Origin of the sequence: Bacillus vallismortis, from assembly GCF_040784915.1 — a bacterium.
GTDB classification, from domain to species: Bacteria; Bacillota; Bacilli; order Bacillales; family Bacillaceae; genus Bacillus; species Bacillus subtilis_G.
In genome coordinates, this window is sequence record NZ_CP160797.1 from 2,901,413 (window position 1) to 2,916,973 (window position 15,561).

General features: G+C 47.0%; 13 protein-coding genes and 1 pseudogene. 6 read left to right on the forward strand and 8 right to left on the reverse strand.

Going from position 1 to position 15,561, the window contains the following annotated elements:
- Nucleotides 1-145 precede the first annotated feature (145 nt).
- From ABZM97_RS14305 to zapA, 5 genes are all read right to left on the reverse strand, one after another.
- The gene (locus tag ABZM97_RS14305) at nt 146-550 is read right to left on the reverse strand and encodes a DUF350 domain-containing protein (RefSeq protein ID WP_003222485.1); all 405 of its coding nucleotides are present in this window, start codon (nt 548-550) and stop codon (nt 146-148) included.
- 14 nt (nt 551-564) lie between these two features.
- Nucleotides 565-2,922, reverse strand: a complete 2,358-nt coding sequence (locus ABZM97_RS14310) for an endonuclease MutS2 (protein ID WP_253268461.1) — start codon at nt 2,920-2,922, stop codon at nt 565-567.
- A 20-nt stretch (nt 2,923-2,942) separates the two neighbouring features.
- A complete protein-coding gene (gene polX, locus ABZM97_RS14315) occupies nt 2,943-4,655 on the reverse strand; it encodes a DNA polymerase/3'-5' exonuclease PolX (protein WP_289347835.1) in 1,713 nt (570 codons plus the stop codon).
- Nucleotides 4,656-4,727: 72 nt separating this feature from the next.
- Nucleotides 4,728-5,261: a CvpA family protein gene (locus ABZM97_RS14320; protein WP_087992373.1), complete on the reverse strand. Its 534-nt coding sequence runs from the start codon at nt 5,259-5,261 to the stop codon at nt 4,728-4,730.
- A 6-nt stretch (nt 5,262-5,267) separates the two neighbouring features.
- The gene (gene zapA / locus ABZM97_RS14325; RefSeq protein WP_087992374.1) at nt 5,268-5,525 is read right to left on the reverse strand and encodes a cell division protein ZapA; all 258 of its coding nucleotides are present in this window, start codon (nt 5,523-5,525) and stop codon (nt 5,268-5,270) included.
- Nucleotides 5,526-5,658: 133 nt separating this feature from the next.
- Here zapA and rnhC point away from each other — a divergent pair, with 133 nt between their 5' ends.
- Complete coding sequence (gene rnhC, locus ABZM97_RS14330; protein ID WP_367386898.1) at nt 5,659-6,600, forward strand: ribonuclease HIII; 942 nt, start codon at nt 5,659-5,661, stop codon at nt 6,598-6,600.
- A 34-nt stretch (nt 6,601-6,634) separates the two neighbouring features.
- Here rnhC and pheT read toward each other — a convergent pair whose 3' ends face one another.
- Both pheT and pheS read right to left on the reverse strand, forming a co-directional pair.
- Nucleotides 6,635-9,049 (reverse strand): phenylalanine--tRNA ligase subunit beta, encoded by a 2,415-nt coding sequence (gene pheT, locus ABZM97_RS14335; protein ID WP_367386899.1) that lies wholly within the window; start codon nt 9,047-9,049, stop codon nt 6,635-6,637.
- Nucleotides 9,050-9,064: 15 nt separating this feature from the next.
- Nucleotides 9,065-10,099, reverse strand: coding sequence for a phenylalanine--tRNA ligase subunit alpha (pheS, locus tag ABZM97_RS14340; protein WP_087992377.1), 1,035 nt, complete (start codon nt 10,097-10,099; stop codon nt 9,065-9,067).
- Nucleotides 10,100-10,179: 80 nt separating this feature from the next.
- Between pheS and ABZM97_RS14345 the strand changes: the two are divergent.
- Nucleotides 10,180-10,387, forward strand: a pseudogene (locus ABZM97_RS14345) (hypothetical protein).
- Nucleotides 10,388-10,453: 66 nt separating this feature from the next.
- Here ABZM97_RS14345 and ABZM97_RS14350 read toward each other — a convergent pair.
- Complete coding sequence (locus ABZM97_RS14350) at nt 10,454-11,200, reverse strand: RNA methyltransferase (protein WP_087992378.1); 747 nt, start codon at nt 11,198-11,200, stop codon at nt 10,454-10,456.
- Between the two features lie 118 nt (nt 11,201-11,318).
- Between ABZM97_RS14350 and sspI the strand changes: the two genes are divergently transcribed.
- The 4 genes from sspI to ABZM97_RS14370 all read left to right on the forward strand — a co-directional run bounded on the left by sspI (nt 11,319) and on the right by ABZM97_RS14370 (nt 15,550).
- Nucleotides 11,319-11,534, forward strand: a complete 216-nt coding sequence (gene sspI, locus ABZM97_RS14355) for a small acid-soluble spore protein SspI (protein ID WP_087992379.1) — start codon at nt 11,319-11,321, stop codon at nt 11,532-11,534.
- Between the two features lie 68 nt (nt 11,535-11,602).
- Nucleotides 11,603-12,706, forward strand: a complete 1,104-nt coding sequence (locus tag ABZM97_RS14360; RefSeq protein ID WP_087992380.1) for a sugar diacid recognition domain-containing protein — start codon at nt 11,603-11,605, stop codon at nt 12,704-12,706.
- A 100-nt stretch (nt 12,707-12,806) separates the two neighbouring features.
- Complete coding sequence (glcD, locus tag ABZM97_RS14365; protein ID WP_202326976.1) at nt 12,807-14,219, forward strand: glycolate oxidase subunit GlcD; 1,413 nt, start codon at nt 12,807-12,809, stop codon at nt 14,217-14,219.
- Complete coding sequence (locus ABZM97_RS14370) at nt 14,216-15,550, forward strand: (Fe-S)-binding protein (protein ID WP_087992382.1); 1,335 nt, start codon at nt 14,216-14,218, stop codon at nt 15,548-15,550. Before glcD ends, ABZM97_RS14370 begins: the two co-directional genes overlap by 4 nt.
- The last annotated feature ends 11 nt before the right edge of the window (nt 15,551-15,561 follow it).

A 15,561-nucleotide genomic window follows, 5' to 3' on the forward strand; every position in this document is an offset into this window, starting at 1 on the left:
GCAGATGGACGGCAAAAAAAAGAAAAAGAAAGGTAAATCTTTCTTTTTCTCATGATACGAACAGATATATAAGACCGATTAACAAAAAGATTCCCGCCGCGGCGAGCAGTACCTTTGCAAGCTTTTCCATCGATTCTCCGTCCCCTTATATTCCGGCTGCCACCACAAATGAAAGCCCGACAGAAATGACAAATGAAATAAAACCGACAGCCCGGTTATCATTTTCAATTTCTTTATCAATTTTAAACCGCGGAGTCAAAAACTCAAAAATAAAGTAGCTGAGCAGAAGCATAACAAACCCGTACACGCCCCAGCCGATCATTTGCAGCAGAGAATTGTGCTGGGAGATGGAATGCTGAAATACGTTTGCGATCCCCAAAATTTTTCCGCCGGTCGCCATTGCCACCGCAAGATTTCCTTTTTGAATCTCTTCCCAGTTTTTATAAGCCGTCACCAGTTCAAACACAGTCAAAAAGAGGACGAGGCAGAGAACCGCGACACTGTAATACGCCGCGATTTCCACAAGCTCGTTTTCCCAAAAATCACTCATGGCCATACTCCCTTTTATTTTAGTTCAACAACCGTAACGCCTGATCCTCCCTCACCTGCTTCACCGAAACGGGAGCTTTTGACGCTGCGGTGGTTTTTCAGAAGATCCTGCACGCCTTTTCTCAAAGCGCCGGTTCCTTTTCCGTGGATAATTGACACTCTTGGATATCCGGCTAACACTGCATCATCCAAGTATTTTTCAACACGGCTAAGGGCATTTTCATAGCGTTCACCCCGAAGATCAAGTTCAAGCGATACGTGGTAATCCTTCCCCTTGACCGCCGTAATGATTTTTTCTTTTTTTGGTTCCGGAGCTGATTTGATAAACTCCAAATCTTTTTCTTTTACTTTCATTTTTAATATGCCGATTTGAACATTCCATTCATTGCCGCCGGTTTTTTCGAGCAGTGTTCCTTTTTGTCCGAAGGTGAGGACTTTCACCTCATCACCAGGCTTGAAATCACGTTTTTGCGGTTTCGGTTTTTCTGGTTTTTTGGACTTTTCAAAAGTAGGAACTGCGCCTTCTAACCTTTTCTTCGCGTTGATCAGCTCGTGATCCTTGAAGGATTTGTGTTCTTCTTTGATTGAGCGCAATTCATGAATAATGTCTTCGGCTTCTTCCGTTGCAGCTTTTACTTTTTCAGCCGCTTGCTGTTCAGCCTCCTCGAGCATTTTGTCTTTTTTGCTGTTGAGCTCGATGATTTGCTGCTGGAGCTCTTTGTGCAGCTTTTCTGCTTCTTTTCTGATTGATTCTGTCTCAGATAGCTCTTCTTCCGCGCGTTTTTTGCTATGTTCGAGCGACGCAATCATCGTATCGACTTCGTTATGCTCGGCTGTCATTTCTGACTTCGCCTGCCCGATAATATGAGCTGGAAGTCCAAGGCGTTTTGAAATTTCGAAGGCGTTGCTTCGTCCCGGCACACCAATTAAAAGTTTATAAGTCGGTGATAGCGTTTCGATGTCAAATTCGACGCTGGCGTTCATGACGCCTTCTCTGTTATAGCCGTACGCCTTCAATTCCGGATAATGCGTCGTGGCTAACACTCTAGCATTGGTGCGATGCACGTCATCCAGGATGCTCATGGCGAGGGCCGCCCCTTCTTGAGGGTCTGTCCCTGCGCCCAGTTCATCGAAGAGCACCAGGCTGTTTTCATTGACCTGCTCTAAAATGCCGACAATGTTCACCATATGGGATGAGAACGTACTTAAGCTTTGCTCAATCGATTGTTCATCGCCGATATCAGCGAACACATGCTCAAATACCGCGGCTTCTGACCCCTCATCTGCCGGAATATGAAGACCGGATTGCGCCATCAAGGTTAATAGCCCTAACGTTTTGAGGGTTACTGTCTTACCCCCGGTGTTTGGCCCTGTAATGACAATGGTTGAAAAATCACCGCCAAGCTCGATGTCATTGGCAACAACCTGGTCAGGCGGAAGCAATGGGTGGCGGGCTTTTTTCAAACGGACAAAGCCGCTGTCGTTCATGATCGGTTTTGTCGCTTTGACCGCTTTTGAGTATCTTGCTTTTGCAAAGATAAAATCAAGCGTCTGCAGCACTTGCAAATCTTGAAAGAGTTCTTCTGTGTGTTCCGCCGTTTGCTCTGTCAGCATGCGTAAGATCCGTTCAATTTCTTGCTTTTCTTTCACTTTCGCCTGCTGAAGCGAGTTGTTCATATCTACAATCGCCTGCGGTTCAATGAACAACGTCGCGCCTGAGGAAGAGGTGTCGTGCACGATTCCTCCGTAGCTCGATCTGTATTCTTGTTTGACCGGAATAACAAAACGGTCATTCCGGATCGTAACGATCGTATCGGACAGCATTTTTGAAGCGGAAGAGGAGCGCAGCATTGACTCTAATCGGTCTCTGATTCTCGATTCGAGTGTTCTGAGCTGTGTCCGTATTCCTCTTAATGTTTCTGACGCGTGATCAAGCACTTCTCCGTGATCATCGATGCAGGAATTAATGTCCCGCTCTAAATCCGACAGCGTAATAAGCTGTTCAGCATGCTGATGAATCAGCGGGATGTCGACGCCATCTTCAGCCATTTGGCTGATAAAATGTTTCATTTGTTTAACTGCGTAAAGCAAGCCTGAGATTTCAGTGAATTCTGAGGGACTGAGTACGCTGCCGATTTCCGCCCGTCTTAACGCTCCTCTGATATCAACAAGGCCGCCAAATGGCGCCCGGCCTCTCAGCCGGATAATGGCAGAAGCTTCATCTACTTCATCCAGCTGTTTTTTGATTTCGTCTATAGAAGCAGAAGGCTTAAGCTGGAGAAGCATTTCTTTTCCGAGCGATGATGCGGCGTGCTCAATAACCTGTTCTTTCACTTTATGAAATTCAAGTGATGATAATACTTTTTGCTGCACGATTGTGTGAGCCTCCTTACTTAATCGTTGCGCTTCAGGAATGCCTCTACGTCTTCAAGCGACCGGGCATTCAGAACGTTTTTCGTTTCCGTCCATCCTTTGCGCGCGGCAGTAACGCCGGTTTTCATATCGTCTAACATCTCACTATTATGGGCATCGGTATTAATCACCAATGTAACCCCTTGTTCGTTTGCTTTGATTAAATGCTCTGTGCGCAGATCGAGGCGCGCAGGGTTGGCGTTAAGCTCAAGCGCCGTATTTGTTTTCTTCGCTAGCTCAATCAGCTTGTCAATATCGATTTCGTAACCGGCCCGTCTGCCGATCAGGCGTCCGGTCGGATGTGCGATAATGTCAACATGCTTGTTGGCAAGTGCCGTCTCAAGGCGTTTCATAATGACGTGTTCCGGCTGATTAAAGCTGGAATGAATCGATGCAATGACAATATCCATTTCCGCCAGTACGTCGTCATCATAATCGAGTGTACCGTCAGGCAGGATATCCATCTCGACACCCTTCAAGATCCGGAAGTTCTCGAATTCCGCATTCAGCGCGTCAATTTCTTTTGCCTGCTGCTTGAGCCTTTCTGCAGTCAGTCCGTTGGCGACCTTTAAATATTGCGAGTGATCGGTGATCGCCATGTATTGATAGCCTTTTTTCATGCATGCTTCAGCCATCTCTCTGATCGAAAACGCGCCATCGCTCCACGTTGAGTGCATGTGGAGATCTCCTTTGATTTGCTCGGGCTCTATCAGTTCAATGCTGTCGCTGTAGGTTTCCACTTCTTGCCCGCTTTCACGGAGCTCCGGCGGAATCAGCGGCAGGCCGAAATGCGCATAAAATTCACGTTCACTAGGAAATGTTTTAATGGCTCCGGTTTCAACTGTCTCGACGCCGTATTCACTGATCCGCTCGCCTCGTTCTTTCGCGATCTGGCGCATCTTAATATTGTGATCCTTTGATCCCGTAAAATGATGGAGTGTTGTCGGAAACTGCTCTTCCGTCACAAGGCGGAAATCGACGCTTGTCTCATATTCAAAAGAAAGGATGACAGATACCTTCGTATCTCCGCTCGCAATGACGCTTTTGATGTTTGGCAGTGCAAGAAGCTGCTCCCTTATTTCAGCCGGATGATCTGTGGCAATAATATAATCCAGATCCTTCACCGTTTCCCGGGCTCTGCGGAGACTTCCGGCACGAGAAAACTTGATGATATCTGTAAATTGACCAAGATGCTCTTCAATATCCCGGGCAATCCGAAGGGCGTAGCCGATCGGGAACCGTTCTGGCTGTTTTCCGGCTTCACCGAGCGCCTGTAATATTTTTTCTTCTGATTTTTTGCCAAAGCCCGCAAGGCCTTGTACTTTTTGCTGTTCACAGGCTTCCTTCAGAGATTCTGCATCATGTACGCCGAGCTCCTTATACAGCTTTGCGATTTTTTTGCCGCCGAGCCCCGGCAGTTTCAATAAAGGCACGAGCCCTTCCGGCACTTCTTTCTGCAGCGATTCGAGCGTGCTTGACTTTCCTTCATCTATATACTCTTTAATGACGCTGTACGTACCTTTTCCGATGCCGGACAGCGACATCATATCGTCCATTTCTGATAAACTGCGGTCGTCCTGTTCCAGGGCTGCCGCAGCTTTTCGGAAGGCAGATATTTTAAACGGATTGTCCCCTTTGAGTTCCATGTAGACTGCAATGGTTTCAAGCAGCCTGATAATATCTTTTTTATGCATAAAATAACCCCCAGACGTTCACATATGTTTCCATCATACTCGAAAAAAACTTCTCCGGACAAGAGAAGTTTTTTATGCCCCGTACTGTGTCCACAGCTCTTGCAGGAGCCCTGACAAATACGGTGTATGGTTAATGATCACATTTGCGAGAGACGATTGCCCCATCATTTGCTGTAAAGCATCTACCGGAAGCACGGATGCGACATACAGCAGCACAAATGTAAATAAATAGACTTCTAGAAAACCGAGAACGGCGCCCAGCACCTGGTTAATTTGTTTGATCACCGGAATGCCGGCGACAATACTCAGAAATGACCCGAGGGTTCTCAGTAAGATTTTAGCGATGATAAATAAAACAATAAACGCAATCGCATTATAGTAGGCCGCTTCTAAATTTCCCGTAAAAAAAGAAAGTGCCGGCTGTCCCGCTGAGAAGTCGGGTGCAGGAATCCACTTTAAATGCGGCGCCACATTTTTATAGAATAAAGCCGCAAAGGCGATCGATAAAATAAAGCTCGTCAGGCGGATAAACTGAAGAATAAAACCGCGTTTTAACCCCAGTAAAGTCCCCATCAGGAGCAAGATTAAGATGATGATATCCAGCATAGTTGTTCAATCCTTTTCTTTAAGCTGACGCTCCAGTTCCTCATATTTCTCTTGTAATTTGACATAATCGTGCACCACATTTACCGCTGTCAGCACTGCAAGTTTATTTATATCAAGGTATGGATTTTGTTTATTGATTTCTCTCATTTTATCATCAACAATTCCGGCGACATACCTCATATGGGCTTTGCTTTCTTCACCGATCATCGTGAAGTGCTGGCCGTAAATGTCAACGGTTGTTTTTGTTTTTTTGCCGTCAGACAACGTTTCTCCTCCATTCCGTGAGAATCCTAGTACTTATCATAACACGTTTATTAAATGAATGGAAAGACGAGCCTCCCGCTGTTATGATACACTGGTAGATACAGCGAAAAGTGTAAAAAAAGGAGATTATTACGTGTCCCATTCTGTGATAAAAGTATCGTTGTCTGCGATTAATCAAATGAAAATGACGTACAGCGGTTCGCTTACTGCCTCTGTTCCGCAGGGAGCCGTTTTTCAGGCGAAACCGCCAGGCTGTACCATTACAGCATATCAATCCGGCAAGGTCTTGTTTCAAGGCAAAAACGCAGCGGCAGAATCCGCGCGCTGGGGAACAGCGGAGCCGCAGGAAAAGAAGAAAACGGCCAAAAAGCCGCCCGATCCCCGTTATGCCCCTCCGGCAAATATCGCCGGGATGTCTGTTATCGGCTCTGACGAGGTGGGAACCGGAGATTACTTTGGCCCGATGACGGTTGTTTGCGCGTACATTGACAAAACAATGCTCCCTTTAATGAAGGAACTCGGTGTTAAGGATTCAAAAGACTTAAAGGATCCGCAAATCATTGAGATCGCCCGAAATCTAATCAAAACCATTCCGTACAGCCTGCTGGTGTTAAAGAATGAAAAGTACAACAGCATGCAGGAAAAAGGCATGAGCCAAGGGAAAATGAAAGCTTTGCTGCACAATCAAGCCATCACCCATTTGTTAAGAAAAATGGACGGGGTAAAGCCTGAAGCCATTTTGATTGACCAATTTGCTGAGCCCGGTGTCTACTTCAATCATTTAAAGGGCAGAGACATTGTGAAGGAGCGGACCTATTTCAGCACGAAAGCTGAAGGCATTCACTTGTCAGTTGCAGCCGCTTCCATCATTGCGAGATATTCGTTTTTAATGGAAATGGATAAACTGTCACGCGAGGCAGGAATGACACTTCCAAAAGGGGCCGGTCCGCATGTCGATGAAGCGGCTGCCAAGCTGATCCTTAAAAAAGGGGTCTCCGCTCTCAGAACCTTTACAAAATTCCATTTTGCCAATACACAGAAAGCGCAGCGCCTTGCTGATAAAAAACGTTCATAGAAAAAAGCTTGCAGAGAAATCTGCAAGCTTTTTATTAGCCTCTCAAAACAGCCTGATACGTGTCTTCCAACGCTTTCAGCACTTTGCTGTGCGCTTTTGTCACTTCTTCTTCTGTCAGCGTTTGTTCAGGATTTACATACTGGAGTGAGAAAGCGACTGACTTTTTCCCTTCCTCCATATGCTCGCCTTCGTATACATCAAAGACGGATACGTCTTTCAGAAGCTTGCCGCCAGCCTCTTTAATGACGCTCTCGAGCTGGCCGCTTGTGACGGATTTTTCTGTGACAAGCGCGATATCACGTGTCACAGACGGATATTTTGGAATCGCTGTGTAGATAAGCGGCGCTGTTTCCGCTGTAAGCAGCGCATGTAGATCAAGCTCAAAGACGTATGTCTCTTTGATATCCAGTTCTTTTTCCAATGAAGGATGGACTTGGCCGATGAAGCCGATAAGAGAACCATTCAATAGAATGTTCGCTGTTCTGCCGGGGTGCAGCTGTTTGCGTTCAGATTGAACAAATTCAATGCAGTCAAGGACCTTCAGTTTGTCTAACAGTCCTTCCACAATTCCTTTGACGACGAAGAAATCAACCGGTTTTTTCTCGCCTTGCCACAGATGCTTGCGCCATAATCCGGTAACAGCTCCCGCTACGCGTTCTGTTTCAACAGGTTTTGTGTCCTCTTCTTTTGTCAGGAAAACGGAGCCGACTTCGTACAGCGCTACTGAGTCAGTCTGTCTCGCCAAGTTATAAGAAACAGAGTCAAGCAGATTCGGAACAAGGCTGTGTCTGAGAATGCTTCTTTCTTCGCTCATCGGAAGCGCAAGCACAGTGTTCAATGATTTTTCAATCGCAAACGCTGCCGCTTTCTTCTCATTTGTCAGTGAGTAAGTAATGGCTTGTGATAAGCCCGCGCCTTCAAGGAAACGTCTGACTTTACGGCGTTTTACTTGATATGGCGTTAACCCGCCTGTTGTTCCCTCTGTCTCAGGAAGCGCAGAAGGAATGTTATCGTAGCCGTACAGTCTTGCCGCTTCTTCTATTAAATCCTCTTCGATTTTAATGTCGCCGCGACGTGATGGAACTGTCACAACGAGAAGTTCATTCGCTTCACCGACAGTAAAGCCCAGACGGTTGTAAATGCTGATCAGTTCTTCTTTGCTGATTGTCATGCCGAGAACGCTGCTCACTTTGTCGGCTGATATGTGAATGTTATTTGCTTCGATTGTCAGATGATCTTCCTCAACCGTTCCAGCAAGCACTTCACCGCCGGCATATAAATGGATCAGCTGTGCAGCCCGTTCTGCCGCAAGACGTACGCGCGCCGGATCAATGCCTTTTTCAAACCTTACGCTTGATTCACTTCTCAATCCAAGGTCTTTGGAAGCCTTGCGAACCGTCTGCCCGTTGAAGTACGCAGCCTCAAGCAAAATCGTTTTTGTATCTTCCTGAACCTCTGACTTTGCTCCTCCCATCACACCGGCAACGGCCTGCGCTTTCGTTCCGTTTGTAATGACAAGGTGATCAGCAGACAGCTTTCGTTCTTGATCATCAAGGGTTACGATTGTTTCATTTTCAGCCGCTTTTCTTACTACGACTTCTTGGGAGCCGAATCTGTCATAATCAAAGGCGTGAAGCGGCTGTCCGTATTCCAGCAGGACAAAGTTTGTGATGTCAACGACATTGTTGTGCGGGCGAATGCCTGCGTTCATCAGCTTCGTCTGCATCCAAAGCGGTGACGGAGCAATCGTGACGTTTTTAATGATTTTTGCAGTGTACAGCGGGTTCGCTTCTTGATCTTCGACTTTCACAGCGATGTAATCAGACGCTTGTTCTGAAGCAGCCGGATAATCCGTTTGCGGAAGTTTTACCTCTGTGTCTAAAATTGCCGCAACCTCGTAAGCAACACCAAGCATGTTCATTGCATCCGCGCGGTTTGGCGTTAAACCAAGCTCAAGGATCGCATCATCGAGCTGTAACGCCGCTAAAGCATCGTTTCCTGTTTCAGCGTCATTCGGGAATACGAAAATGCCTTCCGCATACTCCTGTGCCACAAGTTTGCTTTCAATGCCAAGCTCCTGCAAAGAACAGATCATGCCGTTAGATTCTTCACCGCGAAGCTTTGCTTTTTTGATTTTGAAATTGCCCGGCAGCATCGCTCCGACTGTTGCAACTGCGACTTTTTGTCCTTTATCCACATTCGGCGCGCCGCAAATGATCTGTACAGGTGCTTCCGCTCCGATATCCACAAGGCACTTATTCAGCTTATCAGCATTCGGATGCTGCTCGCGCTCCAGCACATGGCCGATGACAACGCCTTTGACGCCTTCTCCTTTGTAATCAATTCCTTCAACCTCAATACCTGCTCTTGTAATTTTCTCAGCAAGAACAGCCGGGTCCATGCCTTTTATATCAACATAATCCTCTAACCATTTATAAGAAACAAACATCCTAGCATCCTCCTCTTACGCCTGTTTAAACTGCGAAATAAATCTGACATCGTTTGTATAGAAGTGGCGGATATCATCAATGCCGTATTTCAGCATCGCGATGCGCTCAACCCCCATTCCGAATGCGAAGCCCTGATATTCCTTCGGATCAAAGCCAGCCATGCTCAGCACGTTCGGGTGAACCATGCCGGCGCCGAGGATTTCGATCCAGCCTGTTCCTTTACAGACTGAGCAGCCGTTTCCTCCGCATTTAAAGCATGTCACGTCCACTTCTACTGAAGGCTCAGTAAATGGGAAGAAGCTTGGGCGAAGTCTGATTTCGCGGTCTTGCCCGAACATTTTTTTCGCAACGAGTTCAAGCGTTCCTTTTAAATCACTCATGCTGATGTTTTTGTCAACGACAAGCCCTTCAATTTGCATAAATTGGTGGGAGTGTGTCGCATCATCATTATCACGGCGGTAAACTTTACCCGGGCAAATGATTTTAACGGGCCCTTTGCCTTCATGCTTTTCCATCGTCCGTGTTTGAACGGGAGACGTTTGCGTTCTCATCAGCATTTCCTCTGTGATGTAAAAACTGTCCTGCATATCGCGCGCAGGGTGTTCTTTCGGCAGGTTGAGCGATTCGAAGTTGTAATAATCTGTTTCAACTTCAGGTCCTTCCTCGACTGTGTAGCCCATACCGATAAATAAATCTTCAATTTCTTCAATGACAATAGTGAGCGGATGGCGGCCGCCGACTGCGACAGGGTTGCCCGGCAGCGTGACGTCGATTGTCTGTCCTGCGAGCTTCTGCTTCATTTCCTCTTCTTCAAGCTTCTCGTTTTTGACAGCAATCGCATTGGCGATACGCTCTCTTACTTCGTTCGCGAGCGCGCCCATTTTCGGACGTTCCTCAGCAGAAAGTTTGCCCATTCCGCGCAGCACTTCTGTGATCGGCCCTTTTTTTCCGAGATATTGCACCCGAATATCATTGACAACCTTTAATGAGCTTGTCGCTTCTACTTGTTCTAAAGCTTCTTGTTCCAGCTGTTTCAGCTTTTCTTCCATTTTGCATCCTCCTTTTATGTAAACAAACCGTCATATGTCTTTGGAAAACAAAAAAACCCGCCCCTTATACAAGGGACGAGTTGTGGCCGCGGTACCACCCTTATTTCAGACAGACTGATGCTGTCGTCAGCTTCATTGACATAACGGAATCAGATTCCGGTTCACCTTTACGCGCAGTGTACGCGGTCCCGGCGACAACTCAAGAGGTGAAGCCCATTTCCGGCTGCGTTTAAAAATGCTCTCAGTCAGCGGCATTTTCTCCCTGGAAAGCAGTTGATGAGAAATTGAGGTCCTCTGTCACGGTTTTTCAAATATTATGTTCTATTATAGATAAATCCATCGCTTGGCGCAACACTATCCTCGCAAGTGGTACACAAGGATGGCAGCCGCAATCGCAACGTTCAGTGATTCAGCTTGTCCATAAAGCGGCACGTACAGGTTCAAATCCGTTTTTTCCAGCAGGGCGGCATCGACCCCTGCTCCTTCATTTCCTACAAGAAGCGCGAAGGATTCAGACTGATGTATTTCCCGGTAAGGCGCCCCGTTTTGCAGCGCCGTGCCGTACACTTTTACGCCCTTTACCTTCAACTCATCCACGTATGTATGCAGATTTCTTCTTATAACAGGAATATGAAAATGAGACCCTTGCGCGGATCGAAGCGTTTTTCCGTTAAATGCGTCAGCCGTGCCGTCACCAAGCACAACCGCATCTAAACCGGCCGCATCAGCCGTCCGAATCATTGTTCCGAGGTTTCCCGGATCTTGAACAGCATCAATCAGCAGCACACGCTGAGGCAACGCCAGTTTTTCTTCAGGCATATGGCACACAGCGGCAATCTGCTGCGGCGTTTCTGTTTCAGTAACAGCTGCAAACGCATCTTCACTCAGCACATAGCACTGGATGCTCATATCAAGAGCTGACGGAATTTTCGTTTCATCCTTTACAAGAATTTCTTTCACCGTGCCCTCGCTCTTCAGCGCCTCTTCAACAAGATGTTCTCCCTCTATGAGGAATGTATTCGTTTTTGTTCGTTCTTTTTTCGTGTGAAGCTTTTTCCAATCCTTCACTTTTTGGTTTTTTGCCGATTCTATTTGTTTCACTGTCTGTGTGGCTCTCCTTTTTTTAACATGATGTTATTATATCGCAAGAACAGCACATAATAAACCAGGTGCAGGGTTAGAATATGCGTATTACATTTTAGGAAAAGGAGCGTTTCACATGGATCTTAATTTGCGTCATGCCGTCATTGCCAATGTTACCGGCAATAATCAGGATCAGCTTGAGCATACAATTGTGGATGCGATTCAAAGCGGTGAAGAAAAAATGCTTCCGGGGCTCGGCGTTTTATTCGAAGTCATTTGGCAGCATGCATCCGAAAGTGAGAAAAACGAAATGCTAAAAACGCTTGAAGGCGGATTAAAACCCGCCGAATAAGAGATGAAACCGGGTGACAGCGCCCGGTTTTTTTCTTATATAATAAAAACATGATGAGGGGGATCGCCATGTTTTTACAGCCGTTATTAGCGAAAAAAATTATTGCCGAAGTCAAGAAAATGTATGAACGTGAAGTAATTATTGTGAATACAGACGGACTCATTATGGCTAGCACAAATGATGAGCGTGTGGGACGATTTCATGAAGGAGCGCTCATCTGCGCAAAAGAGAAACGGAATGTCATTATTACAGTAGAAGATGAAAAAAAATTAAAAGGAGTAAAGGCAGGCCTGAATCTTCCTGTATTTTCCGACCGGGATGTAATCGCCGTCTTCGGGCTTACAGGTGAGCCTGCTGAGATTCAGCCTTACGGGGAGCTGCTTCGAAAAATGACAGAGCTGTTCATTAAGGAATCGCGGCATTTAGAGCAATCCCAGTGGCGGGAGAGAATGCTGGAGTCCTTTACGGTCGATTGGCTGCAATTAAAAGAGTGGTCTCCCGGTTTTCTTGAGAAAGCCCAGCTTCTCGGTGTTGATCTTTCCTCCCGGCGCCAAATGATTCTCATTCAAGGATATGAGTGGTCATCTTATGACATTGAGCAAATGGCACATATCTGGAAATCCGCGTACTCTTCTGATTTGTTCATCAGGTGGGGAAATGAACGGATTCTGATTAATCACGAAGTGCCAAAGCATGAACAAAGGGATCGGCTTTTGCGGCAGCTCCTTCACATTTGTTCATTTGTTCATACTGCAAACAGCTGTGTTGCAGCTGGCGCCGGAAGGGCTGTCGCAAGCTCCAGCCTGACAGACTCATACGGGCAGGCTGAAAAAGCGCTGGCTGTCAGCCTTAAGCGAAAAACGCCCATATTCGAAGAGGATCTGAAGCTTGATATGTGCCTGACGGAGATCAGCCCGGGCACACGAAATGAATTTCCGCAAAGAGTATTCCAAGAGGCGCTTCAGCATCGGGAGCTTATGAATACGATACGGACTTTCTTTCATCACGATTTGTCTTTAAAACAAACCGCTGAAGACATGCATATTCACATTAATACATTGCGCTATCGTTTGTCTAAGGCTGAACAGCTGACGGGTTTGCGTTTTGACTGCACAGAGGATATCGTCACGATGTATGTTGCACTCTATTTTTTAGATCAAGATATAAAATAGAGAGTGTTTCAGTTTCATTTTTTGTATGTTTCTCCATAGAAAACGTTGCTTTTTTTCTTTTACAATAGATTGAAAGCGTTTTGACAGGGGGATGGGTGAAATGATCACCAAAGATGTAAAAGAACAGCTGGTCCAAATCGTCGGCAAGGAAAACTATGATGACTCGAATGCCGGCCGTCTCGTCTATTCGTATGATGCGACGCCGCAGTTTCAGTCTATGCCTGATGCCGTGATTGCTCCGAGGAGCACAAATGAAGTATCACGAATTTTAATGATTTGCAACGATCATCGAGTGCCGATCGTTCCAAGAGGATCAGGAACAAACCTATGCGGCGGCACGTGCCCGACTGAAGGCGGACTTGTTCTTCTCTTTAAGCATATGAACCGGATTCTTGAGATTGATGAAGAAAATTTGACCGCCACAGTCCAGCCGGGCGTCATTACATTAGATATGACCCGCGCGGTTGAAAGCAAAGGTTTGTTTTATCCGCCTGATCCGAGTTCTATGAAAATATCAACAATGGGCGGAAACATCAATGAAAATTCCGGCGGGCTCCGCGGATTAAAATACGGCGTCACCCGCGACTATGTCATTGGACTGGAGGCGGTGCTCGCAAACGGAGACATCATCCGCACCGGCGGAAAGCTCGCAAAGGATGTGGCCGGATACGATCTCACACGTCTTTTTGTCGGTTCAGAAGGAACACTTGGCATTGTGACAGAGGCAATCGTCAAACTCGTTCCAAAGCCGGAAACGAAGAAGACGCTGCTTGCCCTTTATGAAAATATCGATGCCGCTGCTCAAACGGTATCAGATATCATTGCCGCAAAAATCATACCCGCCACGCTTGAATTTCTTGACCAGCCCACACTTTTAGTCATTGAGGATTATGCTAAAATCGGACTTCCGACAAATGCAAAGGCGGTTCTGTTAATTGAGCAAGACGGACCGCTTGAAACCGTTGCACGGGATATGGAAAAGATTGAGGCGATCTGCAAAAAAGGCGACGCTGTTTCCGTTCAGACCGCCCAAACCGAGGAGGAAGCATTTGCCCTGACTGAAGCCCGGCGTTCTGCACTTTCTGCCCTTGCCCGCCTCAAGCCGACGACGATTTTAGAGGACGCGACCGTTCCTCGCTCAGAAATCGCCAATATGGTAAAAGCCATTAATGATATTGCCGCTAAATATGGGCTTTCTATTTGCACCTTCGGCCACGCGGGAGATGGAAACCTTCACCCGACATGTACGACTGACATAAGAAATGAGGATGAGATGGAGCGTGTCGAACAGGCTTTTGCCGAGATTTTTGAGAAAGCGATTGAACTTGGCGGCACGATAACCGGAGAGCACGGGGTCGGGGCCATGAAAGCGCCTTACTTGGAGATGAAGCTGAAAAAAGAGGGCATTGCCGCGATGAAAGCGATGAAAGCGGCATTTGATCCCCGGAACATATTAAATCCGGGCAAAGTGTTCGCGAAAGACTGCAGAAAACGTGTGGTGACGAAAAGATGACAACAGAAAAAGAAATGAACCAGATCCAAGATGAATTCAAAGAGCGCATGGATGAAGGCGAGCTTTTGAATTGTATGCGCTGCGGCTTCTGTCTTCCTTCTTGCCCGACCTATATCGAATCGGGATTTCAGGAAACTCACTCTCCGCGCGGGCGCATCGCCTTAATGAAAGCCGTAGCCGACGGTATGATTGAACCCGATGAAGATGTCGAGCGTTCGCTGTCACTTTGCCTAGGCTGTCGCGCCTGTGAACCTGTATGCCCGTCAGGCGTGAAATACGGACAGCTGCTTGAGGAAGCCAGAGATATTATCCACCAAAATAAAAAACACTCGCTCGGCGCTCGTGTCTTGCGAAAAGCCGCTTTTCAGGAGCTGTTTCCGCATCAAAACCGCATGCGCTCAGCTGTCAGCCTTATCGGTTTGTATCAGCGGTCTGGACTGCAAACCGCTGTTCGCAAAACCGGTATGCTTCGCGTCCTGCCTGAGCATTTGCGGACGATGGAAGCCGTTCTTCCTGATATTCCTAAAAACAAAGAAATGAAGCATCGGCCGCGTTTGCTGCCGTCAATTGGCCCCATGAAAAAACGGGTCGCCTTTTTTTCGGGCTGCTTAATGGATACCATGTTTTTACCGACCAACAATGCCACACTGAAGTTGCTGCAGCTGGCGGGCTGCGACATTGTCATCCCGCCTGACCAGGCTTGCTGCGGCGCGCTGCATGGGCACAGCGGGGAAAAAAACGCGGGGAAAGAGCTCGCGAAACAAAATATCGCTGCCTTCGAAGCGTTAGACGTCGAAGCTGTCATTACAAACGCAGGGGGATGCGGAGCCTTTCTCACTGAATATGATCATTTGCTGAAGGATGACCCCGAGTGGTCGGAGCGATCCGCTGCATTTGTTCAGAAACTAAAAGATTTTTCGTCCGTTTTGGTTGAACTCGATTTTCATCAAATGGACTTAGCGCTCGAGATGCCGCAGGTCATTACCTATCAAGATTCATGCCATCTAAGAAATGTGATGCATACGTCGCTTGAGCCACGCCAACTTCTTCAAAGCATCAAGGGGACCGAATTCAGAGAAATGGATAAAGCGGATAGCTGCTGCGGATCAGCGGGAATTTATAACATCGTGGAAGCTGAGATGTCTATGAAAATACTGGATAGTAAAATGGCTGCCGTCAAAGCGAGCGAAGCAATCGTCATTGTGACAGCAAATCCCGGCTGCCTGCTGCAGATGAAGCTGGGCATTGAACGTGAAGGACTAAACGGTAAAGTCAAAGCCGTTCACCTGGCTGATTTGCTGCTGGAAGCGACTGGACACCAAACATCATAAGAAAGCCCAAA